Genomic DNA, 24,065 nt, shown 5'->3' on the forward strand with positions numbered 1-24,065 from the left:
ATTAAGGGCTGGTGTTTTTTGGGGGGACTTGTTATTTGTTTAGTTAGTTGCTATACAATCCCCCGTTAAATTAAGTATTTGAGGATCGATCATGGGAGATTTGTTAGGCCGTAGATTAAGCGCAACGCCCAAGGGGATTGGGATTGTGTGTGATTGGTTCGTGCAGGAGGCATATAATGCCACGCTGAAAAGTAGCGATGGGCGTGAATTTATTGATTTTGCGGGTGGGATTGCGGTCTTGAATGTGGGGCACAGACACCCGCGCGTGATTGAGGCGGTCAAAAAACAACTGGATCAATTCACACACACCGCCTACCAAGTCAGTCCCTATGAGAGTTATATTGAATTAGCCGAAAAGATCAATGCCTTAGCGCCCATTGAGGGGACCAAAAAGACATGCTTTTTCACCACAGGAGGGGAGGCTACCGAGAATGCGATCAAAATTGCCAAAGCCCACACCAAACGCTATGGCGTGATTGCCTTTGGGGGGTCTTTCCATGGGCGTACTTCGATGGCGGTGAGCATGACTGGTAAGGTCGTGCCCTATAAAGCCGAGCTGGGTGTGGGTAACCCGGGGGTTTATCACGCCTATTACCCCAATGCCTTGCACGGGGTGAGTATAGGCGATAGTATTAAAAGCTTGGAGCACATTTGCAAAAGCTCAATTTCCCCGCTAGATGTGGCGGCCATCATCTTTGAACCCGTGCAAGGCGAGGGGGGGTTTAACCCCGCACCTGTGGAGTTTGTGGCGGAGCTTAGGGAGTTTTGCAACACGCATGGGATTGTTCTGATCGCCGATGAGGTGCAGACTGGTTTTGCACGCACAGGTAAGATGTTTGCAATGGAGCATTTTAATGTCAGCCCCGATCTGATTTGCATGGCTAAGAGTTTGGGCGGGGGCTTGCCCCTTTCGGGGATTGTGGGTAAAGCAGAGATCATGGACGCACCTAGTCCGGGGGGACTAGGAGGGACTTATGCGGGTAGCCCATTAGCCACAGTTGCCGCCCTCGAGGTGCTAGAGATCATCAAAGAAGAAAGGCTAAATGAAAGAGCCCAAAACCTAGGCGTGCAACTCACCCAGAAGCTCCAAACCCTCCAACAAGAGATTAAGGAGATTGCTGAGGTTAGGGGGCTAGGCTCCATGGTGGCTATGGAGTTTTTTAAAGAGGGCAAGCCTAGCCCAGATTTGGCTAAGGGGGTGCAAAAAGAGGCGATGGATCAAGGGCTCTTACTCTTGACCTGTGGGGGTTATGGGAATGTGATTCGCTTTCTCTACCCGCTCACCATCCCTCAAGAGCAATTTGATCGCGCCCTTGAGATTTTAGAACACTCCATTAAAAAGGCTGTAAGATGAATTTCAAACTCCTAGATCACCCCTTTGTGAGCCAGCAGGAAAAAGAGGGCTTTATTCCGGTCACTAACCCGGCCACGGGCAAAACCCTAGCCTTTGTGAAGGATATTGGCCAAGAGGAGCTAGAAGGACTCATTGAGCAAGCGCATAAAGCCCAAAAACTATGGGCGGGCAAGTTAGCCCTAGAGCGTGCCAACATTCTACTCAAGTGGTATGCTTTGGTGTTGGAGCACCAAGAGGATTTGGCGCGTATTTTAACTCAAGAGATGGGCAAGCCCCTAAAAGAGGCGCGGGGCGAGGTTGTCTATGGGGCAAATTTCTTGCGCTGGTTTGCTGAGGAATGCCGGCGCATTGATGGGGATATTCTGCCCAGTGTAGCAAAAAATCAAAAAATCTTGGTGCTCAAACAACCTATTGGGGTGTGTGGGGCGATCACGCCTTGGAACTTCCCTTGTGCGATGATCGCGCGCAAGGCCGCACCCGCCCTAGCCTGTGGGTGCTCGATGATTGTCAAACCCGCTACCCAAACGCCCCTAAGCGCGTATGCACTCATGGTTTTAGCAATGCAAGCGGGCGTGCCTAGCGGGGTATTAAGCGTGGTGAGTGGAGGGGCTAGCATGATTTCTAGGGTGCTGTGTGGGAGCGATTTGGTGCGCAAGATCAGCTTTACAGGTTCTACACAAGTGGGGCGGCTTTTAATGGCACAAAGTGCACCTAGTATCAAAAAATTATCCCTAGAGCTAGGGGGCAATGCGCCCTTCATTGTCTTTGAGGATGCCAACTTAGAAAAGGCTGTGGAGGGGATTTTGGCTTCTAAATTCCGTAACAGCGGGCAAACTTGCGTGTGCGCTAACCGCATTTATGTGCAAAAGAGCATTTATGACCCAGTCAGCCAGATGCTGAAAACAAAAGTTGAGGGCTTGAAATTGGGCGATGGTTTGCAAGAGAGCACCACGCAAGGGCCTTTAATCGATCTCAAGGCATTGGACAAGGTGCAAGAACACATCGCCGATGCCACCTCTAAGGGCGCAAAAATTTTAAGCGGGGGCAAGCCCAGCACTTTAGGGGGGAGCTTTTTTGAACCCACGATTTTAACCCATGTCAATCAAGAGATGTTGGTTGCTAAAGAAGAAACCTTTGGGCCTTTAGCCCCCTTGTTTAGCTTTGAGGATGAAGAAGAGGTGATTGCCAAAGCCAATGCCACAGAATACGGGCTAGCGGCGTATTTTTATACCCAAAGCCCTGCGCGCATTTTCCGCGTGAGCGAGGCTTTAGAATATGGGATTGTGGGCGTGAATACGGGGATCATCTCGACAGAAACCGCACCCTTTGGCGGGGTCAAGCAGAGCGGATTGGGCAGAGAGGGCTCTAAATATGGCATGGAGGATTATTTGGAGCTCAAATACATGTGCGTGGATTTAGAGGAAAAGTAGCGCCAGAGGCTAGGTTCTTGTCAAAGGCTATCGGGCATAGTGGGGTTTTGGTGTTAAGTTTGTTCCCAATTTTAATCCCATGCCATGCACGGGATTTCACCAAACAAGCAACCAGCTACATTTGTGGTAGAATACCAGCGCATATATGGAGTGTCATGGCATTTTGACTTTGATTTTATGAAAAGGAGAACAAATGGCTTATCATATCCAATCTCAAAATTTATGCGTAAAACCCACTCCTTATTCTGATAGACTCTTGCAGGTTACGATCAGCAAAGAGGGCATTGCGCAATTTTTGAAAGAAATTGAAATTTACCCGGTGCAGGCTTTGGAATACAAATCTTTCTTGCGCTTCCGGGTGGCTCAGATTTTAGATCGAATCTGCGATCACCAGCTCAAACCTTTTTTGGAACGCGCTTTAGGCGATCGGGATGCGGGGGCGTTGTTGGTCAATCCAGAGGGGATTAATCGTGCTGAGCAGGGCGATGAGATGGTGAAAATCGCCACGGCTTTTGTGCATTTGATCGGACGATCCAACTTCGATCAGATGACCGGGCAATATTATGCCCGCTGGGCGGTGCTCAATACGGACAATTCGGACAGCTACCTAAGGAAACCTGACAAACCCCTAGAATTGCACAATGACGGGACTTATGTCAATGAGGTTACCGACTATGTGTTGATGTATAAGATCGATGAGCAAAACATGGAGGGTGGGGACTCGCAACTCTTGCACCTAGATGATTGGGAGGATCTAGGTAAGTTTTACAACCATCACATGGCCAAAAGGGTCATGCGTTGGGCGGCCCCACCGAGCAAGAATGTTACCCAAGATGTCTACCACCCCGTCTTTGAGGCCGACAGCCATGCCAAGCCGGTCATGCTTTACATCGATCAATTTGCCCAGCCCAAAGACTATGAAGAGGGAGTCTATTTGGCAGATTTGGGCGATTCTTTAGAGAGTTCCAAACATAAGCTTTCTTTCCCCGTGCCCGTGGGGCAGTTTTTGCTGATCAACAATCTTTTTTGGTTGCATGGGCGGGATAAATTCAAACCCCATGCGGGCTTACGCCGGGAATTGATGCGCCAAAGGGGTTATTTTTCTTTCAGCACCAACCCCTTTAGCCGTTATAAAAATTTCAAAAATTTTTAGCATGGCTGTTATCTATGATTTCATCATCATCGGAGGGGGCATTTTAGGGCATTCGGTGGCGATGCAGTTGCTGGAACAATACCCTAACTCCAAAGTCGCCCTTTTAGAAAAAGAGAATGCCAGTGCGTTGCACCAAACCGGGCGCAATAGCGGGGTGATCCATGCAGGAGTCTATTACACCCCCGGCACGCTCAAAGCGCAGTTTTGCTATGAGGGCAACAAAGCGACTAAGGCCTTTTGTGAGGATCATGGGATTATCTATGAGGAATGTGGGAAGCTACTAGTAGCCAGCGATGAACTAGAAATGCAACGCATGGAGGAGCTTTGGGAGCGCACTAAAGAAAATGGCTTGGAACGGGTACGTTTGGATGCTCAGGAGCTCAGAGAGAAAGAACCCAATATCACCGGCTTGGGGGGGATTTTCTTCCCCACCAGTGCGGTTGTGAGTTACCCGGCTATTGTGCAGACCATGCGGACTTTGTTTGCGCAACAAGGCGGAGAGGTCTTTTACAATGCTGGAGTAGTGGGTTTGAGCGAGCATGCTAGGGGGGTGAAAATCACCACCACGCGCGGGGTGTTTGAGTGCAATTATTTGATCACCTGTGCGGGCTTGCATGCCGATCGCATGGTGAAAATGCTAGGCTTAAAACCGGATTTTACAATCTGCCCCTTTAGGGGGGAATATTTCAAACTCACTCACGATCGTAATAATCTTGTCAAGCATTTGATCTACCCCATTCCCGATCCGGATATGCCCTTTTTGGGCGTGCATTTGACCCCCATGGTTGGTGGGGGTATCACCGTGGGGCCTAATGCCATCTTGGCACTCAAGCGAGAGGGGTATTCTAAACTTGATGTGAGTTGGCGGGATTGTAAGGAAATGTTAGGGCACAAGGGTGTGCGGCACGTGATCAAGAAGCACTTTAGAGTTGGCTTATGCGAGTTTAAACACTCTTGTTGCAAGAAAAGTTATCTCTCTTTGGTGCAAAAATACTGCCCTTCTTTAAGGCTTGAGGACCTAGAACACCACCCCTCTGGCGTGCGTGCCCAAGCGGTGAGTGGGAGTGGAGAACTTATTGAGGATTTTTTGTTTTACAACACGCAACGCACGGTCAATGTATGCAATGCGCCTAGCCCAGCAGCTACAGCGGCTTTACCTATAGGTAAGCATGTTTTGTTACAATTAGAGGCGATTGTTTGAGGATTATAAAATGTGGATTGCACCAGAATCTACACTTCTTTAAATAGGACGCAGTTATGGAAAAGTTTGTTAAGCCGGATCATTTTTTGGTTACCAAGACCAACTTAAAAGGTGCTATTACCTATGCCAATAAGCCTTTTTTGGACATTGTTCATTGTAGCGAAAAAGAGATTTTGCACAAGCCACACAATATTGTGAGGCATCCAGAAATGCCCAAGGTCATTTTTAGAATGCTTTGGGAGGCGATCATGGACAAAAGAGAGATTTTTGCCTACATCAAAAACAAAACCTTTGATGGGAATTTTTACTGGGTCTTTGCCAATGTAACCGCCTCTATTGATGGTGATGGCAAACCCATTGGTTATTACTCTGTGCGGCGCGCGCCCAACAGAAAAGCCTTGGATATTATCACGCCCATTTATGCGGATTTGCTCGAGATGGAAAAAAGGCATGGCATGCAGACAAGTGGCACGCGTTTGCAAGAGCTACTAGACAAACAAGGCTGTGGCTACGAAGAATGGGTCAATAAACTACAACGATTATAGAGGACGCACATGTTAGGGTTGTTTGATAAAAAACAAGATGCAGCATTAAGCAAGATCGAGGAATTTGTTAATGCCATTAAAGATGGGTATTTGGAAGTGCGCATTATCGATATTGATGAGAATTGCAAATACAAAAACATCATGCATGGCTTGAATGATTTTTTAGATCAAGTGGAATCGGTTTTTAGAGAGATGAATGCTTGTGTGCAGGCAGCCAAAGATGGCAAGGATTACCGCAATATGTTTTATGGGGGTTATCGTGGGGTTTTCAAACAATATGCCGAGCATGCCGAGTCCCATGTAGAGGGAATCATTGCCTCTAATAACAATGCCATTGTGTTGCAATTAGCCGATATGGATGGTGGTGCTAAGGGCATTAGAGATGTTTTGACCAAGCTTAGCACACGCATCGATCAGTGTATAGAGAATAAGGAGTTGGCACAAAATATTGAAAAAAGCTCGCTAAAAAACCAAGATGCGATCCAAAAAATCCATACCGATTTGCTCCACTTCAATGAAAATTGCACCAACATTAATGTTGTGATGGGTGAGTTGGAAAGTGGCATGGATTTTGTGATGCAAGTTACTAATGTGATTAGCGACATCGCCGATCAGACCAATTTGCTTTCCTTAAATGCTGCCATTGAGGCTGCGCGTAGCGGGGAACATGGGCGTGGGTTTGCGGTGGTGGCTGATGAGATTAGAAAATTAGCTGAGAGGGTGGCTAAGGAGGTGGGGAGCATTAAAAGCAGTTTTGGCGAGTTTAAAGGAGGGATTGACAAGTTAGGGCAGGAATTTACAGAAATTGCCCAACTGAGCACGGGGATTAACACCCACTTTGATGAGTTTTTAAAGATTTTACAGACATTTGTAACCGATAGCCACAAGAGCCTAAGCAATAATCAGGAATTGGAAATGGGGCTTTTAAATGTGATGCGCCACATCGAGTGGATCATTTTGAAAATGAATGTTTATCGGAGCGTGGTGACCAACAAGCAAGTCAATATTGAGCTAGAAAAGGCGGTCAGCCAAGATGGACTGTCCCTTATTAATGAGGTGTTAGAACATCTCAAAGCACATTATAACACACGCGAGGTAGATGACATGGTAGCGCGTTTGCGGAGTCTAGATGCAATGCCTGTCTCTTAAGGCTATGTTGTCTTAAGATCGCTAGAATCACCCCCATTTAACTTAAGGGGATGACATGAAGAAATTAGCTACGATCGGGATGGGGCTTGTTTTTTTGGGTTTTTTCATAGGCGGATTAGCCTTTGAGCGTTTTGTCTTGAGTAAGCACGCATCCAACAAGGATAAAACCCAAATCACCTTAGAAATCCAAACCACCCAAGAGGTTACACCCAAAACCTACACTACACACCTTGTTTTTAGCAGTGCAAATGCCCTACTGAGTGCGCCGGTTCTAAGCCCCCAACAAGAGGAAAGTATCAAAGCGGGCTTTTCAGAGATCAATAAGCTTGTTAAAAATGCCAACTTGTGCCATGCGACCAGTTATAGCCTCAAGCCCAACTACACCTTTGATAAGGACAACAGGCAAGTTTTGACTGGCTATAAACTCTATGCGGATATGGGCTGTAGCTTCAAAGCCTCCGCGCTATCCCAATATGAAACCTTGCGCGATAAAATTGCACAAGTGGCGGCTAAGAGCACGCTTTTTGTGCTCAATACCCCAGCCCTGCACTTCAAAACAGAAGATTTAGACTGGACTTCTTTGCAAGGTGTCTTGGTGCAAAAAGCCCAAAAACAAGCCACTTTTTGGACACAAAAACTGGGCAAGCAATGCCACATCCAACATCTTGATCTCTATGGGAATAACCCCACCACACGCTTAAGCACTCTGCCTGCTCAAAACAAAGAACACTTTTCTGACAAGTTGGAATTATCCTTAATGGCACGTTTAATGTTGGAGTGTGTTTAAAGAAAATCCAGTGCCACGCTGGGATTTCTAAACTTGGAGTCTGTGGCGCGGTTGCTCAGGCAAGACTAAAACTAATCTTGCTTGCGGAAGATAAATTTATCGATCTTAAAGAAAATGACGGCCCCGATGGTCTGCCCTAAGAAAAGATTGAGCCAAAGGGGGGTGTGCATCCACTCAAACAGAAGCATGAAGGGCAACATGACCACAGCGGAAAGCATCCAACGGAGCCAGTAAATCACAAAGAGTTTCGTTTTATACTCCATAAGGAGTTTTTTTAAAAATTCCATCCGATCCCCATACTAAGCCTACGCCAACCCGCCTCCACTCTTTTTAAACGGCGTGGAGTGTCTTATAGCTCAGATCTTGGATAAAATAGCTCGCATCGTAGTAAGCCAAATTATCCCCATCAATCAGAGCAAACGCCCCGTTAAACGAATCGATTAAGAAGCGATCCAAGGGCGTATCTTTTTGAAAATTGAGCGCAACAAAATCCCCTATCCAGCGACCTCGCCCATCTAATTTGGAATTGCGCGCACCTTGCAGATCGTAGCGCACCCAACCCGCACTAGGCAAAAAGACCTCGCTTTTCACGCCTAAAGCCAACTTATGCCCTAACTCAAAACCCTGCACCTCTCTAGCTGGAATACCTGCACTCCTGCATAGTGAAACAAAGGTAGCGGTTGTCCCATGGTCCTTAGCCCACGCATAGTAGCGATCCACGCTCTGTTTGGCAGAGAGCCCGGCCAACTCCTTTGCTTGTTTGATAGTCTCTAGATTGACTGGGATATAGCGCGTGGGTTCCAAAAAGCGCGCCAAGTCTTGTGAATCTTGGCTGGCAGAAATAGCATCTAGTTGCCACACATCCACTTGAATCTGCACGCGCTTAACGGGCTCTTGCTTGTCAAACACCACATGCAACATGGGCACCTGATCAGCGTCCCTAGCCTCCAAATGGGTATAATTGCCATGCACACGAAGATTGCTGGGTTGCTGGTAGTTTGTGGCTAGGGGGAGGGGAACCCACATTTTTGTTTGTTTGGAGGACGCTACATGGATTTCATAATCCAGGTGGAGGCGGTGTCTTTTAGACTTCGGAGAAGGGGACTGGCTAGCCCCCAAAAAGCCAGCCCCAACCAACATACCCGTTCCCATAATGCCCGTTTTGATAAAATCTCTGCGTTGCATATTTGCTCCAAACCTAATCTATGCCTTGTTTTTATGCATGCGTTTCATTTGTGCCCACAGCTCTGCAACCCGTTTGCCATAATTAGCATCGGCTTTTTTGAAGTGCTCGATTTGGCGTTTTACAATGTTATCGGGCACGCCATGCATAGAATGCACGATGTTAAGGCAAGTCCTCTCCTTTTCATCTTTGGGCATGAGGCGGTAGAGATCGCCAGGTTGGGTGTAGTAGTCTGTGTCATAATCCCTAAAATTATAGTCATAGGCAGCAAACTCATCCTCTAGCTTGGCTAAGTCTAGTTTAGGCTCTTTGGCATTGGGATCCTCTTTATAGCCCGGGAAAGAACTAGGGTTATAGTTAATCATGGAACCATAATAACCATTGGTCATAAAACCATCTCTAGAAGAGCTATGGAAGGGGCAACGGGGCGCATTCACGGGTAATTGGGTGTAATTAACGCCTAGCCGGTAGCGGTGTGTGTCCCCATAAGAGAAAAGACGGCCCTGCAACATGCGATCGGGACTATAGCCAATACCCGGGACAACATTAGCAGGGGTGAAAGCGGATTGCTCCACCTCGGCAAAATAGTTTTCTGGGTTCTTGTTGAGCTCTACAATCCCTACCTCGATCAGCGGATAATCTTTTTGACTCCAAGTCTTGGTAACATCAAAAGGATGGAAACGATAGGTCTTGGCTTCGCTCTCAGGCATCACTTGGATAGACATTCTCCATTTAGGGTAGTCGCCCCGCTCGATGGCTTCAAATAAATCCCTTTGGGCGGAATCTAGATCGTGTGCGCGCACCTTAGCAGCCTCTTCGCTGGTGAGATTCTTGATCCCTTGCATGCTTTTAAGGTGGAACTTCACCCAAAAGCGTTGGTTTTTGGCATTGATCAAGCTGAAGGTATGGCTACCAAAGCCGTGCATGTGGCGATAACCATCGGGAATACCCCGATCGCTCATCACAATGGTAACTTGGTGCAAACTCTCAGGCACATTGCTCCAAAAATCCCACACCATTGTGTTGTCCCGTAGGTTGGTTTGTGGGTGGCGTTTTTGGGTGTGGATGAAGTCGGGGAATTTGATGGGATCGCGCACGAAAAACACAGGGGTGTTATTGCCGACCAAATCCCAGTTGCCCTCTTCGGTGTAATACTTCATCGCAAAGCCACGTGGGTCCCTCTCAGCATCAGCAGAGCCTTTTTCACCTGCCACGGTGGAAAAGCGGAAGAAGCAAGGGGTTTTTTTGCCCACTTTACTAAAGATTTTAGCTTTGGTGTATTTAGTGATGTCTTTGGTAACTGTAAAAGTGCCATAAGCCCCGCTACCCTTGGCATGCACCACCCTCTCAGGAATGCGCTCGCGATCAAAATGGGCTAATTTTTCTAGAAACCAAGTGCTTTGTAAGAGCACTGGACCTCTTGGACCTGCAGTCAAAACATCTTGGTTATTGGCAATGGGCGTTCCCGTTGCGGTGGTTAAAACAACTTCTTTGTGTTTCATTGGGAAAATCCTTTATATTTTATTTAGAACCCTAGTGGATTCACCCAGAAGTGTAGCACAAAAACACTCTATCTAAGCCTTAAAAGGAAACAAAAACCCAACTAAATTCTCAAAATGTTATGTATGGTAACTATGTGGTCATTATAAGAAAAGACCCATTTTAGACGGGTCTTCAAGAAAAGCTAGAATGCGACTAGGATTCGTGTTTATTCTCGTGCTCGTGGTGCTCATGCCCGGGTTTGTGTTTGCGATCGTGCTTGTGCCCGTGTTTGCCACAGGTACAAGGCCCTGCAACATCGCAATTACACCTAGCATGGCAATTACAAGACTTGACAGATAAACCGCTATTTTTATATTCTGCACGCGTCATTTTAGCAATGCGCGCTTTGATAGCTGCACGGATAGCCTCACGGCGTTTTTCAAACTCCTCCATGGTCATGTTTTCGGTGTTTTTATCCGCGGCCTTTTTTAGTTGGTCATGGAATTCCTTTTTTTGCTCCGCACCCATGCCCTTCATGCGCTTAAAGAGCTCCATTTGGTAATCTGGGACCTCATTGGGAGCCACTTTGCCCGCTAACTCGATTAGCTCTTGGTTGCTCTTATTTTTAAAAGAGACCTCATTTGCCCACAAGCCTGTGCATAAACCAGCCAAGATCAAAGACGATAAGCCCAATTTTACAGATTTCATACACACCTCCCAACACTGAAAATTTAAAAAAGAGAAAAAGACAGAAAGGAATAAAAGCATGGGTCCCAAAGGACCCTAAAGTTCCAGACTATAGACTACTAGTGTTGTGCCTCTGATTTTGGAGCTTGTTCTCCAGCACCACCACTCTTAGCAGGGGCTTTTGGCATTTCTTTGTCGCCATGTTCCATGTGTTCCATAGATCCGCCCTTACCAGTACCAGATTTCTCCATGCCTTTATGACCACCCTCATGGTGTCCGCCATGGTGTCCGTGGGCTTTGCCCTCTTTGTGAGCACCTTCCTTATGCGCTCCCCTTTTCTTTTTAGAAGCACACCACACTTTACGCACCTCACCCTTACAAACATGGACTCCGGCTAGACCCATTTCTTTGAGTTCGTCAGGAGAATGCTCTTTTGTGGCACTTTCAAATTCCTTGCGGATTTCTTCGCGCATAGCCACAAAATCTTTCTTTTTCATTTTCTTAAAGTGGGCTTCAGCTGCTTGCTTGAATTTCCATTTGAAGCTATTTTTAGCCTTGGCTGTTTTTAAGCTCTCAACATGCTTATGGACCGCTGCACGCAAATCCAAAGCATCTTCAGCTGGCACCTTACCGGCTAACTTGAGCAACTCTGGACCACTTAGACTAGAGTAATCTTTAGCGTTTGCAACACCCAAAGACAACATGCCCATCAAAAAAATTCCTAAAAACCGACGCATAAACCGACCCTTTGTGATTGAAATAAAAAACGATCGCTATTCTAGCTAGTCCTAGTTAAATATAAGCTTAATTGTGCCCTAATCTTGCACGAACAAACCCCGCAACTACACCAGTAAGTGTGTGTATAGACATTGGTGAAGTGGAACCAAAAAACACTTTCATATGTGTTGGATTGCCGGTAAAGCCAATTGAGAAGTCTTCAAAAGGCAGATGTTTTTCCACCACGCAAGCAAGAACTTCGGCACAGATTTTGAGCACCATCACCCTAAAGCTCTCTTGAGATTCTAAAATCTCTTCTGTGAGTTCAAGTGTGTGGAAAGTTTGGCTAGCAAAATTGGCCTCTATTCTCAAGCCTTACGTGCTGAAGTGCAAGACATGATCTCTTGACATACTCCCCACAACTAAAGCTAGAGGCTTTACGGTGGGTTGGTAAATCCAAGATTTTAACGCCTTTTGGGTGCTTTGGGATTCAAAGTTGGCACAGATTAAGAGTCTATCCTTGGAGATGTGTGCATCATCCCCTTTTTGGTGAGGAGGCAGGGATTGGTGAGACTCGTTGCGTTTGTTAGGGCTAGGGTGTGGTTGTCTAAAGTGTAGCTGGTCGGATCAAGTGGGCTCTTACATGCCCCATTGGCGTAGGTAAGAGAATTGGAGTCTAAAAACCCATCCATGCTTGGGACAACGCAAGGTGTTCCCCCCTCCACAGAAAGGGTTACCTTGGGTGCTAAGACTCCCTAAATGCGTGGGTTCCACCCCCTACTCTACTTCAGCATCAATCACATCATCCTCTTTTTTCTTAGATGTTTGTGCTGCCCCTTGATCCTTTTTCATCATCGCCTCGGTGAGCTTGTGCGAACTCTCCGCTAAGGCTTTCATCTTGGCTTCTACCATCTCCTTAGTTGCACTCTCATCTTTAAGAGTGGCTTCTAAATCGTTGAGCGCGCCTTGGATTTTCTCCACATCACTGGGCTCTAGACCGGCTTTGTGCTCCTCTAAGCTCTTTTTGGTTTGGTGTGCGAGGCTCTCGGCTTGGTTTTTAGCCTCCACCACCTCTTTACGGCGGCGATCTTCCTCCTTGTGCAACTCCGCATCTTTGACCATTTTTTCAATTTCGCTATCGCTCAAGCCACTCGAACCAGAGATTTTAATCTCTTGGGATTTGCCGGTGTTTTTGTCCTTAGCCGAGACGGTCAAAATTCCATTAGCGTCGATGTCAAAGGTAACCTCAATTTGGGGCACGCCTCTAGGAGCTGGGGCGATCCCGGTGAGATCAAACTTACCTAGAGACTTGTTGTCTTTAGAAAATTCGCGCTCACCTTGCAAGACCAAGATGGACACAGCAGGCTGGTTATCCTCAGCCGTAGAGAATACTTGGGCTTTTTTAGCCGGGATGGTCGTGCCTTTTTCAATGACCTTAGTCATCACCCCACCCAAAGTTTCAATGCCTAGGCTTAGAGGAATCACATCTAAAAGTAAGACATCTTTGACATCACCCTTCAACACGCCCGCTTGGATACTCGCCCCCACAGCCACAACCTCATCGGGATTAACCGACTTGTTTAAATCTTTGTTGATGAACTCCTTAACCCGCTCTTGCACTTTTGGGATACGCGTAGAACCCCCCACCATGACCACTTCTGCAATATCCCCCTTGCTCAAGCCCGCATCTTGGATCACACTATCAATTTTCTTGATGGTATCCTCAATCAAATCATCAATCAAGCTTTCAAACTTGGCACGGGTGATTTTTTTGACCAAGTGTTTAGGACCACTCGCATCCGCTGTGATAAAGGGCAGATTAATTTCGCTCTCTTGTGCGGAACTGAGTTCCTTTTTAGCATTCTCGCTAGCTTCCTTCAAGCGTTGCAACGCCATAATGTCCTTTTTAATGTCAATCCCATTCTCGCTTTCAAATTCTTTGGCGATGTAGTCGATCACGCGGTTGTCAAAGTCATCGCCTCCCAAGAAAGCATCCCCACCAGTGGCCAAAACCTCTACGACGTTGTCGCCTGTTTCAAGCACAGTAACATCAAATGTCCCTCCGCCCAAGTCATAAACCATGATCTTTTCAGATTCTTTTTTGTCCAAGCCATAGGCAAGGGCAGCTGAAGTAGGCTCATTGATGATACGCAACACATTTAAACCCGCAATGGTGCCCGCCTCTTTAGTGGCTTTTCTTTGGCTGTCATTAAAATAAGCGGGCACGGTGATCACCGCCTCTGTAACAGGTTCGCCTAAATAGCTCTCAGCATCCTCTTTGAGTTTCATTAAAATTTTAGCCGAGATTTCTTGGGGGGTGTAGGTTTTGCCCGCAACTTCTATGGCACAAGCCCCATTGCGATCCACGATTTTATAGGGCAAACGTTTTTTAGCCTCTTGTGCCTTGTCTTCATTGCTCATCAACCCCATGATTCGTTTGATCGAATAGATCGTTTTTTCCGGGTTGGTAACCGCCTGGCGTTTAGCACTCTCACCCACTAAGATTTCACCTTTATCGGTGAAAGCCACCACTGAGGGGGTTGTGTTCTTGCCCTCTTTGTTAGCGATGATTTTTGCCTCATTGCCCTCATAAACTGCCATTGCAGAGTTTGTTGTGCCTAGATCAATACCGATCACTTTTGCCATTTTATATCCTTTGTATTAAGATTAATTGTTTTTAGCGATGCTCACCATCGCAGGGCGCAATAAACGCTCTTTATACTTGTAGCCTTTTTGGAAGACCTCTACAATCTCCCCTTCCTGCTTATGCTCTGCGCTCACATGCATGACCGCATTATGCACGCTGGGGTCAAATTCTGCCACGCACTCCACACACTCAATGCCATGTTTGGCGAGTACTTCATGCATTTTGTGCAAGGTGAGTTCTAACCCTTTAGAGATGGGTTGTGCCTCTCTGGTTTCCTCCTCTTTTTGTGCGCTCTGCAAAGCGGCATGCAACGCATCAATCACGGGCAAAAGATCGTTAGCGATTTTTTCATAGGCGTATTCTAACGCCATCGCCTTGTCTTTTTCTAGCCTTTTCTTAGCGTTTTCAAAATCCGCATGGGTGCGCACATATAAATCTTGCGCCTCCTTGAATTTGAGTTGGTAGTCAATCTCTGGTTTTTCAGATTTATCCAAATTAGGTTGGATAATCTCTCCCTCTCGATCCACCACTTCTTCATTTTCTGCCATTCTCTTCCCTTTCACTTAAGATGCACGCGTGATCGCGCTGTAAAACCCCTCAAAATCCCGCTCCAAGCTCCCCACACAAAGCATTTTACTTTTTAGCCCTTGTGTTGTGATGGATTGCACCACCCCCAAAAAGCCCAAGGGCAAAATACGCTCAAAGTGCAAGCCCTGCTTGAGATGCCAAAAAACACTCCCCTCGCAAATTTCCAAAAATAGCTTTTCATGCTTGGTTTGGGCTAGCAAGAGCTGGGCTAGAGCACAGAGTCCAAAATAAAAACGTTCTTGATAGAAGTTCTTAATTTGCTTGGCCAGACTGGTGATACACACTAATAACGCAGCATCTTGGATAGCCTGACACCCCAACCCCACCAAGTCTTTTAAAAAGGACTCGAGTTTCTTGCTATAGGCTAGCAACATCTGAGTCGCCCCAAAATCCAGGATCAAAAAGCGTTCTTGGAAGTTATAGACACCTAGCAAGATGGCTTGTTTGTAACGCTCAACAAAACTAAAGATTCCATAGCGGACACTGGCTTCTTGGATTTTACTCAGATCCACTTCTAAGAGTGTGGCGGTGTCTAACTTGGCACGCCAATAGTCTTTGAGGGCTTGGGTGGTGGGGATACGCCCACCACTGGTGTGGCTTTGACGCAATGCTCCCTCAGAAGTGAGGCGTTTAAAATAATTGCGGATGGTGGCAGAAGAAATCTGCATGTCCTCTCCTTGCAAGAGCAGACGCAAACTCTCCGATCCAATGGGCGTGTGGCTATCTAGGTAAGCTTTAATAAAAGCCTCTAAAAGCCACTCTTTTTTGACACTCATCAAATCCAACCTTTCCAAATCTTTTAAACCAAGTGCATTATAGCATGGAATTTGCAAATTTTAGCATTCTTTTTCAAATATTGCTAAGATTTAGGGCTTAAAATCCAAAACTTGATAGCAGTTATATCAATTTATATTACTTATTTAATTAATAATACTTGCTATAAATGGCATTTATTAAAGAATAAAAAAGTCCGTAGAGGGCAAAATAAGCCCGTGCTAACCATGCCTGTATCTAAATTTAGCCTTTTAGGCTAAAATGCCCAAAAAACTTAAAGGAGACTTCAAAATGAAGGCAAAAGTGATGGTGTTAGCCACAGGCGGGACGATTGCTGGAGGGAGTGAGAGTCAGATTAGTGGGGCTTATACTAGTGCCACAATGGGCATTGATCGCATATTAGAGGCATTGCCACCACTCCACCATGTCGTAGATATTGAGGGTGAACAGATTGCCAATGTGGGCTCTCAAGATATGGATTGGGGTATTTGGTTTAAATTATTAGAACGCATTGAAACCTTGGCGCAACAAGAGGCGATCAAAGGTTTCGTGATCACGCATGGCACAGATAGCATGGAAGAGAGTGCCTATTTTTTACACCTCACGCTCAAAACTTCTAAGCCTGTGGTGCTAGTGGGGGCGATGCGTAATGGATCAAGTATGAGTGCTGATGGCCCACTGAATTTATACAATGCGGTAGCAGTGGCTTTGAATAAAGAAAGTGTGGGTAAGGGCGTTTTGGTGGTGATGGATGATGAAATCCATTGCGCGCGCGAGGTGGTGAAAACCCATACGAGTAGTGTCCATGCTTTTTGCTCGCCTAATTGTGGCAAGATAGGGAGTATTTATTATGGGAAGGTGCATTTTTACATGCAGTCTTTGAGAAAACACACCCTGCAAAGCGATCTGGGTTTGGAGAAAATCCAAGAATTGCCTAAGGTAGTGGTGATCTATACCCATGTGGATTGCAAAGTATCTCTGTTAGAAAATGCGATCATCAATGGGGCTAAGGGGATTGTGGTTGCGGGTATGGGGAATGGCAATCCGGGGAGTGCACTCTTAAATGCGATGGGCAAGGCGGTTAAGGAAGGTGTGGTTGTTGTGCGTGCGAGCCGCACAGGGGGCGGACTTGTGAGCTCTACAGAGGTTGATGATGCCAAATATGGTTTTATCACCCCCGATAATCTCAACCCACAAAAGGCACGGGTTTTATTGCAACTAGCCTTGTTAAAAACCAAGGATGTGGCCAAAATTCAAGAGTTTTTCCACACACATTGATCCGGTATGCGGGGCGGTTAGGATCGCCAAGTTTGGCTATGGGGGGCTTTTCAGGCGTGCAAGAGTCTAATTAGATCGTTAAAAAGCCCAATGGCCATCAGTGTAATTAAAATCCCCAAACCAAGCATGTTGAGAGCTTGGATACTCTTAAGACCGATCTTTTTGCGCGCCAAGCTTTCATAGAAAACAAATAAAATCTGCCCACCATCGAGCATGGGAATGGGTAAAAGATTGAGAATGCCCAAGTTGATCGAGATAAACGCCACACTCAAGAGCAAAATACTCCAATCGCTTTGGTGCGCCATAAAATCCACAATACCCACTACAGAGCTTAACTCTGAGACACCCACCACGCCTACAATTAACTTTTCTAAGCCTTGGAGCACAAGGCCAACCATGCCCACTAATTGCGCTCCAGCGTGCTTAAAGGCCCCTAATACGCTATAGCGCAACACCACAAAGGCTTGAGCGGGTGCGATCCCAATGGCTTTGCTTGCCACATGTTCATGGAAAATATTTGTACGCTCTTGGGTGATGGGTGTGATGGGGAGGGTTAGGGTTTGTGTGCCACGCTTGAAGGTTACTTGTAAAGTGCCTTGAGATTTTTGGACGGCCTTTGTGAGGGCTTGCCAATCAGCAATGGGGTCGCCATTGATAGCTAAGATGCGATCTTGAGCTTGCAATCCAGCTTGCACAGCAGGCATGTTGGGTATCAAAGACCCCACAATAGGGGCTAGACTCTTTTGCCCGATTAGATTTAAACCTGAGTAAATCCCAAAGGCTAACAAGAGATTAAATAGGGGTCCAGCCATCAAAATAGCGATTTTTTGCAAGGGAGTCTTGCTATTGTAGCTATCTGGCTCTAAAGAGGGGTTTTCAAAGTCCTGTCCCTTGAGTTTGACATACCCCCCCAAAGGGATGAGCGAGAGGGCGTATTGGGTTTCGCCATGCATTTTAGCCCAAATTTTCCGCCCAAAGCCAATACTAAAAACCTCCACATGCACGCCACACGCCCGCGCCACCAAAAAATGCCCCAATTCATGGAAAAAAATCAAAAAACCCAGAGCCACTAAAGAAAATAACAAACTCATGGATTGCGCACCATTTGGTAATATTTGATCACATAATCCATGCCCGAATACAGAGTTGCAAACATTGCTAGGGCGACCAAATAATGCCCCACCACGACACTACCAATACGCCAATCAGCCAGCAAAGAGCTAATCGCGCAGATTTGCAAGAATGTTTTATACTTGCCCAAGCGACTCACGGCAATGTGCTTGCCCATATTAGAAACAGAAACGCGCAAACCAGCGATGAAAAATTCGCGCCCTAAAATCACAAAGGGCACCCACGGATTAATGCGGTTCAAATAGACTAAACCCAAAAAAGCCGCCAAAATCAAAATCTTATCGGCCAAAGGGTCAAAGATTTCGCCAAAAAGAGTTTTGAGCTGATAATTGCGGGCAATGTAACCATCTAAAAAATCTGTGAGCGCAGCGAGTAAAAAAATCAAGGCTCCCATAGAATTTAAGGTCGTCTGGGATGCCTTAAAAAAATGGGGGGCGTGGAGGATAAAGAACAGTAAAAAGATAGCCAAAACAATGCGCAAAATGGTGAGGATATTGGGGATGTGGCGGATCATGCCTCGCATCGTTTTAAGGTGTGGAGATTTGTTTGAGTCTGACAAAACCCAAAAAGATCATGCCCCAGCCAACCACCATACTCGCAACAAGTAAAATACCCCAATTTGCAACAAGAGTGGGTCCTAGATTGGCTAGGAGGAACAACAACCCCAAAGCCCCCCCGATGAGCAACACACCCCGTTTAAAGGCGCGATCTTGGGTTACACGGCTCAATTCATCAAAAAGTCGGTAGCTATAGTAGAGGTATAAAAGAAAAGTAATGGATTTGATGTGGAACAATTGATCTAAGCTGGCTTTGGGGAAAAGTATTAGGGCTACCAAGGAAAGAATCGCATCGGCAATGTAGGGGAAGGCGATACAGCGAAAAATCAACAAATTACGGCTCACTTTTGCCAGCTTGTAATAGCCCATAACTTGGAACACAAACACGACTAACATGCAAAATAGCAACACACGCATAAGGGGAGAGGTGAAAAATCCGCCCAACTGCTCTGCATGCCCCCCGCTTTTTTGCAACCAAGCAGCCAAGCCAAAGAATGCCCCTAAGGTGGTGAGAGCTAAGAGAACATGGGCAACTAAGATAGTCCTACGGGCAATCTGGAAGTCCTTGTTTTCTTGGATGTGGATGGTCATGGAAACTCTACCACGCTAAAATCATGGATGGACTAAGTATTTGCACCGTTTAAAGACCAATTACAGATTTTTTGATCGATGCTAGATGAGATCTCATGGGAGGGATAGCCCTCCACTCTTTTCTTCCAGCTTTCCCAATAAACGTTTAAAATGTATCGCGTGGCTTCGATCTCATTGCGCTTAGAAAATCCCCGATTCTTGTTCCACTTACATTGGAAAGGTAGGTTATTGCCAGTAGAATTTAAGGTTTCAATGCGTTTTAGGGAAGTCCAAAAACAATCTTTGGGGTCATTTTTATTCACAACCAAAAAATAATAGTCATAGCCCAATTTAAGTTGTTCGGCTAAAATAGCATGGAATTTCTCCCAAGGGGTGGGCAGGTTTTGCACGCCCGTTAAGGCATAACCCATGCCCAATTTGGCAGAAATGTTGTCTGCGCTATTGTTGTTGAGGTCCGAGACCTTGATGTTGACAAAAATCCCTTGGGAGTCCTTGACAATCTTAAAATCATACCAACAACGAGGGGGGGACATTTGCACCTCTGAAAACTTGTCAGTCAAGACAGCCAAAATTTGGTCCTCGTGGCTAATGGAATTGATGCGTCCATCTCGATTACTTGCATTCAAAACGACCGGCTTTTGTTTGAGGTAAGCGATGATATTATTCAAATAAGTTAGCATCAACTAAAGCCTCCTGAAGTGATTTTTGAGAAAAAATGTAGCGCCCACCCGTTACAAATCCCATATCTTCCCAATTAATTTCATTCAATGTATGGAGAGCATGCTTTAAATCCAATCCCTTTTTTGGGAAGAGTGCTAACACAGATCCATCCCATCGATTGCACTCGTTGATAAAAAAAGGGTTTGCATTCCTTGTTTTGCAATTCACATAAACCCGCGGCTCATTAAATCTGAAATTGACAGGCCGCCCCCAAGCCCACCAATTTTCTGCTGTAAAGTGCTTGATTTTGCGCTGGATCAAAATTTCCTTATACGGTTCTAAGACCCGATCAGGCCTTTCATAAATCATCTTTTTAAGCTTACCACTTTTGGCTGTTTGCGAACACACAAACGCATCGCCATTTTCATGTTCAAATAATTCATCCTTGCCACTGACCGCCCCTACCTTTATCTCAAAGTAGGCACCAATGGGCTTTACGTTTGTTGTCTTATGAAAAGAGAGGATACCATCCCTAATGAGCAAGTGCCGCTTACCATAGAAGGTATTGGTTAAATAAGAAAAATTGCCCTTTTCATATCTAAAAATACACACATTGGGACAGGCACCGCCAAAAAACTTTTGATCACCATAATCATAGAAATCGGTTATCGTCCCGTGTTCATAGAGCAAATGATTGACATATCTAGCAGAAGTGAGTTTGATGAAGTCTCTAGGCACAATAAAAATCATCTCACCATGCTTCTTGAGATGGTGGAAGCATTTTTCAAGGAAGTAAAGGTAAAGGTTCGTGCGCGCTCTGATCGCTGTTTTATGAGCGATCTTAAATAATCTACGATCGACATAGGGTGGATTGCCAATGATGGTGTCAAATTTTTCGCTGACGGGGTAGTCAAAAAAGTCAATGTTGAGCACCCTTTCATCACAAATCACGCTCCTATCTAATTCAATGAAAACAGCGTTGTTATCCAGCCGTGCATTAAAAGCCCCATTGCCACAAGAGGGTTCTAGCAACCGACCATTTTTGTAACGGATGAGCGATAAACACTGATTTACAAGCTTTTGAGGAGAAAAAAACTGCCCGAGTTCCCTCTTTAAATCAAGTCCCATCGCACCCCGTTTCAACACTCTGTATTGCCAGTTTGTATAATAAAACATTGTTCCTATTTAAAAGTGGTGCCCCCATCGACCACAATGGTCTGCCCTGTAAGCCATGCGCTTTGCTCGGGGTCGCACAAGAAATACACCGCCCCGGCTAGGTCGGTGGGGTTGCCCATGCGTTTTAGAGGTGATTGCTCCTCCACTTTGGCTTTGATCTCAGTGTAATCGGGGAAGGCTTTGAGTGCATCCGTGTCGATGGGCCCGCCACTCACGGCATTCACCCTAATGCCAAATTCGCCCAAATCCACAGCGGCGTATTTGACCATCGTTTCGACCGCATTTTTAGAATTGCCATGCCCAGCGTAATTGGGCATATAAACTAGGTTGCCCGTAGAGCTTAAGGACACAATCGCGCCCCCGCCCACAAGTTTCATGCGTTTAGCTGCCTCTTGCGCCCCCACCACAAAGGCTAAGACCGTGGCGGTGTAGATGTTGTTTAGACCTTTAGGTTTAAGACGCATAAAAGGGGCAAACCCGCCCACCACAGAGCGCCCATAAATGATCGCATTGGATACAAAAAAATCTACCCGTTCAAAGTCGGTGTCAATTTGCTTAAAAAGATCCACATATTGCTCGGGCTCTAAAATATCCAAATGATAGGGCTTGGCTTTGATTTTATAGAGTTCTTGCACTTCGGTGGCGATCCGCTGGGCTTCCTCTTGGTTCTTGTTGTAGGTGAAAGCCACATTCACACCATTTTGGGCAAAGCGGTATAAAATAGCCCTACCAATGCCCCGAGTCGCTCCACTCACCACTAGGGTTTTACCCCGCATGCCCATCTCATTCATTTTAATACCTCATATTTCTCTAAAATGGTTTCCAAGTACTGCATATGCTCAGCACTGGGTGCCACTAGCGGGAGTCTATAAGTTAAATTTTGGATCAGACCCGCCATGTACATTAGTGCCTTCACTGGAATCGGATTGGTCTCACAAAAAAGAGCCGTGTTGATCTCATAGAGTTCGTTTTGAATCTCCTTGGAGGTGTCCCAATCCTTCTCCAAGCACGCCTGCACCATGCCAGCAATTTTATTAGGAAGCAAGTTCCCTGTAACAGAGATCACCCCCACCCCGCCACTTGCCATGATGATGTGGTTTAATTTGTCCTCTCCGCTGTAAATTTGGATATCCGGGGCAAAGTGTACTAAATCCACCAGTCTTTGGGCCATGCCCGATGCCTCTTTAATCCCGATGATATTTTCCACATTTTGGAACAAACGCACTGCAGTAGAAACCTCGATTTGTACGCCTGTGCGCCCGGGCACATCATAGAGAATCAAAGGAATCTCCACAGATTGAGCGATACTCTTGTAATGTTGGTAAAGCCCCTCTTGAGTGGGGCGGTTATAATAGGGACTCACGCATAAAATCCCACTAGCCCCGCATTTTTGGGCAAACTTAGCAAGCATGATCGACTCACTGGTGGCGTTACTCCCCACACCAGCTAAGACCTTGATGCCTTTGGGTTTGCACACCTCTAGGGCGATCTCAATGCAACGCATGTGTTCTTGGTGGGTGAGTGTGGCTGATTCGCCTGTGGTGCCAACCGGCACGCAAGCATCCATACCTAGCCCAATTTGGCGCTCAATAAGGGAGGCATAAGCACTCTCATCCACTTCCAAATTTTCCTTAAAGGGTGTGATTAGGGCACTGAGGGCATGCATGGGCACTTCTTAGGGTTTGAGTGTTACAACACTATAGGCTTCATCGCGAAAATACTCGTTAGCTACACGCACAATGTCTTTGATCTCTAGGGCGTTAAATTCCTCTTGGTACTGTGCCATGTCCTTGATGTCTCCTTGTGTCAAGTATTCGGCAAACATTTCGGCTACATCAGAGGAATCTTCTAAGCTAGCGATGAAGTCCGCGCGGTTATTCACCTTGACCTTGTCTAGCTGTTGTTGGGTGATACCCCCTTTTTTGATGTTATCAATAATGGCTAAGATTTCTTTGCGGATTTGGGAGGCCTCCACATGTTGGTTGGCCCCCGCCACAAATAAAAACACACTGGCATCCTTGAGCTCCATATTTTGGGCAAACACCTGAGAGGCTAGGCGTTTTTGATCCACCAAGCCTTTTTTCAACAAACTGCTATCCCCCTCGCTGAGCAACTTAGCCAGTGCATTGAGGGCAACCTGATCTTTGTGCAAAAACGGCGGGACTTTCCACCCAAGGGCGATCCACTCTAAAGATAAATCTTTTTTGTGAATGACGGTCTCACGCAAACCATTTTGGATGGGCTCTTGGGTATAGACTTTGGGGATGGTGGTTGTGGTTTTGTTCTTGATGGGACCAAAATATTTCTTAGCCTGATCAAAAACCTGTTTGTAGTCTAAATCCCCCACCACGAGCAAAATTGCATTCTTGGGCTGGTAATAGAGGGAATGAAACGCCCTAATGTCCTCAATATTCCAGTTTTTAATATCCTCCATAAAGCCAATGGGTGTCCAGTGGTAGGGGTGATAGACAAAAGCCGTGTTGAAAAAGCGGAAGTAGAGATACCCTAGCGGGGAATTGTCCGTGCGCCATAATCTCTCCTCTGCCACAACTTGCCGTTCGGGTAAAAACTCATCTTCTTTGAGTTGCAAAGAACCCATCATGTCGGCAAATAATTCCAAAGACTTTTCCAGATTCTCATTGCTGGCTTTAATAAAGTAACGGGTGTAATCAAAGCTAGTAGAAGCGTTGCTCACCCCTCCAAAACTCTTAACAATGGCATCAAACTCGCCCTCTTTTAAGTGCTTGGTGCTCTTGAAATTCATATGCTCCAGCATGTGGGCGATCCCACTCTTGCCCATTCTTTCATTGCGTGAGCCTACCTTGTAAAGAACATTTACCTCAATCACGCCACTTTTATTTTTCAGGGGTACTGCCACGACTTGTAAGCCATTGTCTAAAATTGTAGTGTAGTGTGATGGCAAATAAGTGTGGTGCTCTTGTTTTTGTATTGCTTCTGCGCGCATGATCACTCCT

The 24,065-nt window shown here is 46.0% G+C and carries 25 protein-coding genes; 8 read left to right on the top strand and 17 right to left on the bottom strand.

The features are described from left to right. Positions 1-91 precede the first annotated feature (91 nt). The 7 genes from gabT to FNE76_RS02675 all read left to right on the top strand — a co-directional run bounded on the left by gabT (position 92) and on the right by FNE76_RS02675 (position 7,619). Positions 92-1,354 (top strand): 4-aminobutyrate--2-oxoglutarate transaminase, encoded by a 1,263-nt coding sequence (gene gabT, locus FNE76_RS02645; RefSeq protein WP_120947900.1) that lies wholly within the window; start codon positions 92-94, stop codon positions 1,352-1,354. Then, positions 1,351-2,784: an NAD-dependent succinate-semialdehyde dehydrogenase gene (locus FNE76_RS02650; RefSeq protein WP_120947899.1), complete on the top strand. Its 1,434-nt coding sequence runs from the start codon at positions 1,351-1,353 to the stop codon at positions 2,782-2,784. The genes gabT and FNE76_RS02650 overlap by 4 nt, the downstream gene beginning before the upstream one ends. 193 nt (positions 2,785-2,977) lie before the next feature. Further along, the gene (gene glaH / locus FNE76_RS02655) at positions 2,978-3,937 is read left to right on the top strand and encodes a glutarate dioxygenase GlaH (protein ID WP_120947897.1); all 960 of its coding nucleotides are present in this window, start codon (positions 2,978-2,980) and stop codon (positions 3,935-3,937) included. 1 nt (position 3,938) lies between these two features. Then, the gene (lhgO, locus tag FNE76_RS02660) at positions 3,939-5,138 is read left to right on the top strand and encodes an L-2-hydroxyglutarate oxidase (RefSeq protein ID WP_120947896.1); all 1,200 of its coding nucleotides are present in this window, start codon (positions 3,939-3,941) and stop codon (positions 5,136-5,138) included. A gap of 56 nt (positions 5,139-5,194) precedes the next feature. Then, the gene (locus tag FNE76_RS02665) at positions 5,195-5,683 is read left to right on the top strand and encodes a PAS domain-containing protein (RefSeq protein ID WP_120947895.1); all 489 of its coding nucleotides are present in this window, start codon (positions 5,195-5,197) and stop codon (positions 5,681-5,683) included. A 9-nt stretch (positions 5,684-5,692) separates the two neighbouring features. Continuing rightward, positions 5,693-6,832 carry a methyl-accepting chemotaxis protein gene (locus tag FNE76_RS02670; protein WP_120947894.1) on the top strand — a complete coding sequence of 380 codons (1,140 nt, stop codon included), beginning with the start codon at positions 5,693-5,695 and terminating at the stop codon, positions 6,830-6,832. A 55-nt stretch (positions 6,833-6,887) separates the two neighbouring features. Continuing rightward, positions 6,888-7,619, top strand: a complete 732-nt coding sequence (locus tag FNE76_RS02675) for a hypothetical protein (protein ID WP_120947893.1) — start codon at positions 6,888-6,890, stop codon at positions 7,617-7,619. A gap of 71 nt (positions 7,620-7,690) precedes the next feature. On the opposite strand, the gene FNE76_RS02680 is transcribed toward FNE76_RS02675, so the two are convergent. The 9 genes from FNE76_RS02680 to FNE76_RS02725 all read right to left on the bottom strand — a co-directional run bounded on the left by FNE76_RS02680 (position 7,691) and on the right by FNE76_RS02725 (position 15,699). After that, a complete protein-coding gene (locus FNE76_RS02680; RefSeq protein WP_120947892.1) occupies positions 7,691-7,906 on the bottom strand; it encodes a hypothetical protein in 216 nt (71 codons plus the stop codon). A gap of 43 nt (positions 7,907-7,949) precedes the next feature. Continuing rightward, on the bottom strand, positions 7,950-8,804 hold the full coding sequence (locus FNE76_RS02685) for a transglutaminase-like domain-containing protein (RefSeq protein WP_120947891.1): 855 nt from the start codon (positions 8,802-8,804) through the stop codon (positions 7,950-7,952). Positions 8,805-8,822: 18 nt separating this feature from the next. Continuing rightward, entirely contained in the window at positions 8,823-10,304 is a 1,482-nt protein-coding gene (locus tag FNE76_RS02690; RefSeq protein WP_120947890.1) for a catalase, read from the bottom strand. Positions 10,305-10,497: 193 nt separating this feature from the next. Then, the gene (locus tag FNE76_RS02695; RefSeq protein ID WP_120947889.1) at positions 10,498-10,992 is read right to left on the bottom strand and encodes a DUF1104 domain-containing protein; all 495 of its coding nucleotides are present in this window, start codon (positions 10,990-10,992) and stop codon (positions 10,498-10,500) included. A gap of 98 nt (positions 10,993-11,090) precedes the next feature. Beyond that, on the bottom strand, positions 11,091-11,708 hold the full coding sequence (locus tag FNE76_RS02700) for a DUF1104 domain-containing protein (protein ID WP_120947888.1): 618 nt from the start codon (positions 11,706-11,708) through the stop codon (positions 11,091-11,093). Positions 11,709-11,775: 67 nt separating this feature from the next. After that, the gene (locus FNE76_RS02705) at positions 11,776-12,060 is read right to left on the bottom strand and encodes a hypothetical protein (RefSeq protein ID WP_143928363.1); all 285 of its coding nucleotides are present in this window, start codon (positions 12,058-12,060) and stop codon (positions 11,776-11,778) included. A 405-nt stretch (positions 12,061-12,465) separates the two neighbouring features. Then, on the bottom strand, positions 12,466-14,334 hold the full coding sequence (gene dnaK / locus FNE76_RS02715; protein ID WP_120947887.1) for a molecular chaperone DnaK: 1,869 nt from the start codon (positions 14,332-14,334) through the stop codon (positions 12,466-12,468). A gap of 21 nt (positions 14,335-14,355) precedes the next feature. Continuing rightward, positions 14,356-14,883, bottom strand: a complete 528-nt coding sequence (gene grpE, locus FNE76_RS02720; RefSeq protein ID WP_120947886.1) for a nucleotide exchange factor GrpE — start codon at positions 14,881-14,883, stop codon at positions 14,356-14,358. Between the two features lie 15 nt (positions 14,884-14,898). Continuing rightward, a complete protein-coding gene (locus FNE76_RS02725) occupies positions 14,899-15,699 on the bottom strand; it encodes an HrcA family transcriptional regulator (RefSeq protein ID WP_120947950.1) in 801 nt (266 codons plus the stop codon). Positions 15,700-15,988: 289 nt separating this feature from the next. Between FNE76_RS02725 and FNE76_RS02730 the strand changes: the two genes are divergently transcribed. Next, entirely contained in the window at positions 15,989-16,975 is a 987-nt protein-coding gene (locus tag FNE76_RS02730; protein ID WP_120947885.1) for an asparaginase, read from the top strand. A gap of 50 nt (positions 16,976-17,025) precedes the next feature. On the opposite strand, the gene rseP is transcribed toward FNE76_RS02730, so the two are convergent. From rseP to FNE76_RS02770, 8 genes are read right to left on the bottom strand one after another with little or no spacing between them, the layout of a single operon-like run. After that, the gene (gene rseP / locus FNE76_RS02735; protein WP_120947884.1) at positions 17,026-18,066 is read right to left on the bottom strand and encodes an RIP metalloprotease RseP; all 1,041 of its coding nucleotides are present in this window, start codon (positions 18,064-18,066) and stop codon (positions 17,026-17,028) included. Then, positions 18,063-18,620 carry a CDP-diacylglycerol--glycerol-3-phosphate 3-phosphatidyltransferase gene (pgsA, locus tag FNE76_RS02740; RefSeq protein WP_120947883.1) on the bottom strand — a complete coding sequence of 186 codons (558 nt, stop codon included), beginning with the start codon at positions 18,618-18,620 and terminating at the stop codon, positions 18,063-18,065. The genes rseP and pgsA overlap by 4 nt, the downstream gene beginning before the upstream one ends. A gap of 13 nt (positions 18,621-18,633) precedes the next feature. Continuing rightward, positions 18,634-19,254 carry a hypothetical protein gene (locus FNE76_RS02745; RefSeq protein WP_120947882.1) on the bottom strand — a complete coding sequence of 207 codons (621 nt, stop codon included), beginning with the start codon at positions 19,252-19,254 and terminating at the stop codon, positions 18,634-18,636. 32 nt (positions 19,255-19,286) lie between these two features. Then, positions 19,287-19,934: a restriction endonuclease gene (locus FNE76_RS02750; RefSeq protein ID WP_120947881.1), complete on the bottom strand. Its 648-nt coding sequence runs from the start codon at positions 19,932-19,934 to the stop codon at positions 19,287-19,289. After that, complete coding sequence (locus tag FNE76_RS02755; RefSeq protein ID WP_104640648.1) at positions 19,915-21,042, bottom strand: Eco57I restriction-modification methylase domain-containing protein; 1,128 nt, start codon at positions 21,040-21,042, stop codon at positions 19,915-19,917. The genes FNE76_RS02750 and FNE76_RS02755 overlap by 20 nt, the downstream gene beginning before the upstream one ends. A 53-nt stretch (positions 21,043-21,095) precedes the next feature. Beyond that, positions 21,096-21,881 (bottom strand): enoyl-ACP reductase, encoded by a 786-nt coding sequence (locus FNE76_RS02760; RefSeq protein WP_120947880.1) that lies wholly within the window; start codon positions 21,879-21,881, stop codon positions 21,096-21,098. Next, entirely contained in the window at positions 21,878-22,762 is an 885-nt protein-coding gene (dapA, locus tag FNE76_RS02765) for a 4-hydroxy-tetrahydrodipicolinate synthase (RefSeq protein ID WP_185962975.1), read from the bottom strand. The genes FNE76_RS02760 and dapA overlap by 4 nt, the downstream gene beginning before the upstream one ends. A 3-nt stretch (positions 22,763-22,765) precedes the next feature. Further along, a complete protein-coding gene (locus FNE76_RS02770; RefSeq protein WP_407925308.1) occupies positions 22,766-24,055 on the bottom strand; it encodes a M16 family metallopeptidase in 1,290 nt (429 codons plus the stop codon). Positions 24,056-24,065: the final 10 nt, after the last annotated feature.

The organism is Helicobacter mehlei (genome assembly GCF_007280785.1).
GTDB classification, from domain to species: Bacteria; Campylobacterota; Campylobacteria; order Campylobacterales; family Helicobacteraceae; genus Helicobacter; species Helicobacter mehlei.

Excerpts from the sequence above, each read along its gene's own strand:
- pgsA (WP_120947883.1), bottom strand. The coding sequence starts at position 18,620 with ATGATCCGCCACATCCCCAATATCCTCACCATTTTGCGCATTGTTTTG.
- FNE76_RS02770 (WP_407925308.1), bottom strand. The coding sequence starts at position 24,055 with ATGCGCGCAGAAGCAATACAAAAACAAGAGCACCACACTTATTTGCCA.
- FNE76_RS02750 (WP_120947881.1), bottom strand. The coding sequence starts at position 19,934 with ATGCTAACTTATTTGAATAATATCATCGCTTACCTCAAACAAAAGCCG.
- FNE76_RS02700 (WP_120947888.1), bottom strand. The coding sequence starts at position 11,708 with ATGCGTCGGTTTTTAGGAATTTTTTTGATGGGCATGTTGTCTTTGGGT.
- FNE76_RS02760 (WP_120947880.1), bottom strand. The coding sequence starts at position 21,881 with ATGAATGAGATGGGCATGCGGGGTAAAACCCTAGTGGTGAGTGGAGCG.
- FNE76_RS02680 (WP_120947892.1), bottom strand. The coding sequence starts at position 7,906 with ATGGAATTTTTAAAAAAACTCCTTATGGAGTATAAAACGAAACTCTTT.
- lhgO (WP_120947896.1), top strand. The coding sequence starts at position 3,939 with ATGGCTGTTATCTATGATTTCATCATCATCGGAGGGGGCATTTTAGGG.
- FNE76_RS02690 (WP_120947890.1), bottom strand. The coding sequence starts at position 10,304 with ATGAAACACAAAGAAGTTGTTTTAACCACCGCAACGGGAACGCCCATT.
- dnaK (WP_120947887.1), bottom strand. The coding sequence starts at position 14,334 with ATGGCAAAAGTGATCGGTATTGATCTAGGCACAACAAACTCTGCAATG.
- FNE76_RS02670 (WP_120947894.1), top strand. The coding sequence starts at position 5,693 with ATGTTAGGGTTGTTTGATAAAAAACAAGATGCAGCATTAAGCAAGATC.
- rseP (WP_120947884.1), bottom strand. The coding sequence starts at position 18,066 with ATGAGTTTGTTATTTTCTTTAGTGGCTCTGGGTTTTTTGATTTTTTTC.
- FNE76_RS02650 (WP_120947899.1), top strand. The coding sequence starts at position 1,351 with ATGAATTTCAAACTCCTAGATCACCCCTTTGTGAGCCAGCAGGAAAAA.
- FNE76_RS02675 (WP_120947893.1), top strand. The coding sequence starts at position 6,888 with ATGAAGAAATTAGCTACGATCGGGATGGGGCTTGTTTTTTTGGGTTTT.
- FNE76_RS02725 (WP_120947950.1), bottom strand. The coding sequence starts at position 15,699 with ATGAGTGTCAAAAAAGAGTGGCTTTTAGAGGCTTTTATTAAAGCTTAC.
- FNE76_RS02695 (WP_120947889.1), bottom strand. The coding sequence starts at position 10,992 with ATGAAATCTGTAAAATTGGGCTTATCGTCTTTGATCTTGGCTGGTTTA.
- FNE76_RS02685 (WP_120947891.1), bottom strand. The coding sequence starts at position 8,804 with ATGCAACGCAGAGATTTTATCAAAACGGGCATTATGGGAACGGGTATG.
- FNE76_RS02665 (WP_120947895.1), top strand. The coding sequence starts at position 5,195 with ATGGAAAAGTTTGTTAAGCCGGATCATTTTTTGGTTACCAAGACCAAC.
- FNE76_RS02755 (WP_104640648.1), bottom strand. The coding sequence starts at position 21,042 with ATGGGACTTGATTTAAAGAGGGAACTCGGGCAGTTTTTTTCTCCTCAA.
- FNE76_RS02745 (WP_120947882.1), bottom strand. The coding sequence starts at position 19,254 with ATGACCATCCACATCCAAGAAAACAAGGACTTCCAGATTGCCCGTAGG.
- gabT (WP_120947900.1), top strand. The coding sequence starts at position 92 with ATGGGAGATTTGTTAGGCCGTAGATTAAGCGCAACGCCCAAGGGGATT.
- glaH (WP_120947897.1), top strand. The coding sequence starts at position 2,978 with ATGGCTTATCATATCCAATCTCAAAATTTATGCGTAAAACCCACTCCT.
- grpE (WP_120947886.1), bottom strand. The coding sequence starts at position 14,883 with ATGGCAGAAAATGAAGAAGTGGTGGATCGAGAGGGAGAGATTATCCAA.
- FNE76_RS02730 (WP_120947885.1), top strand. The coding sequence starts at position 15,989 with ATGAAGGCAAAAGTGATGGTGTTAGCCACAGGCGGGACGATTGCTGGA.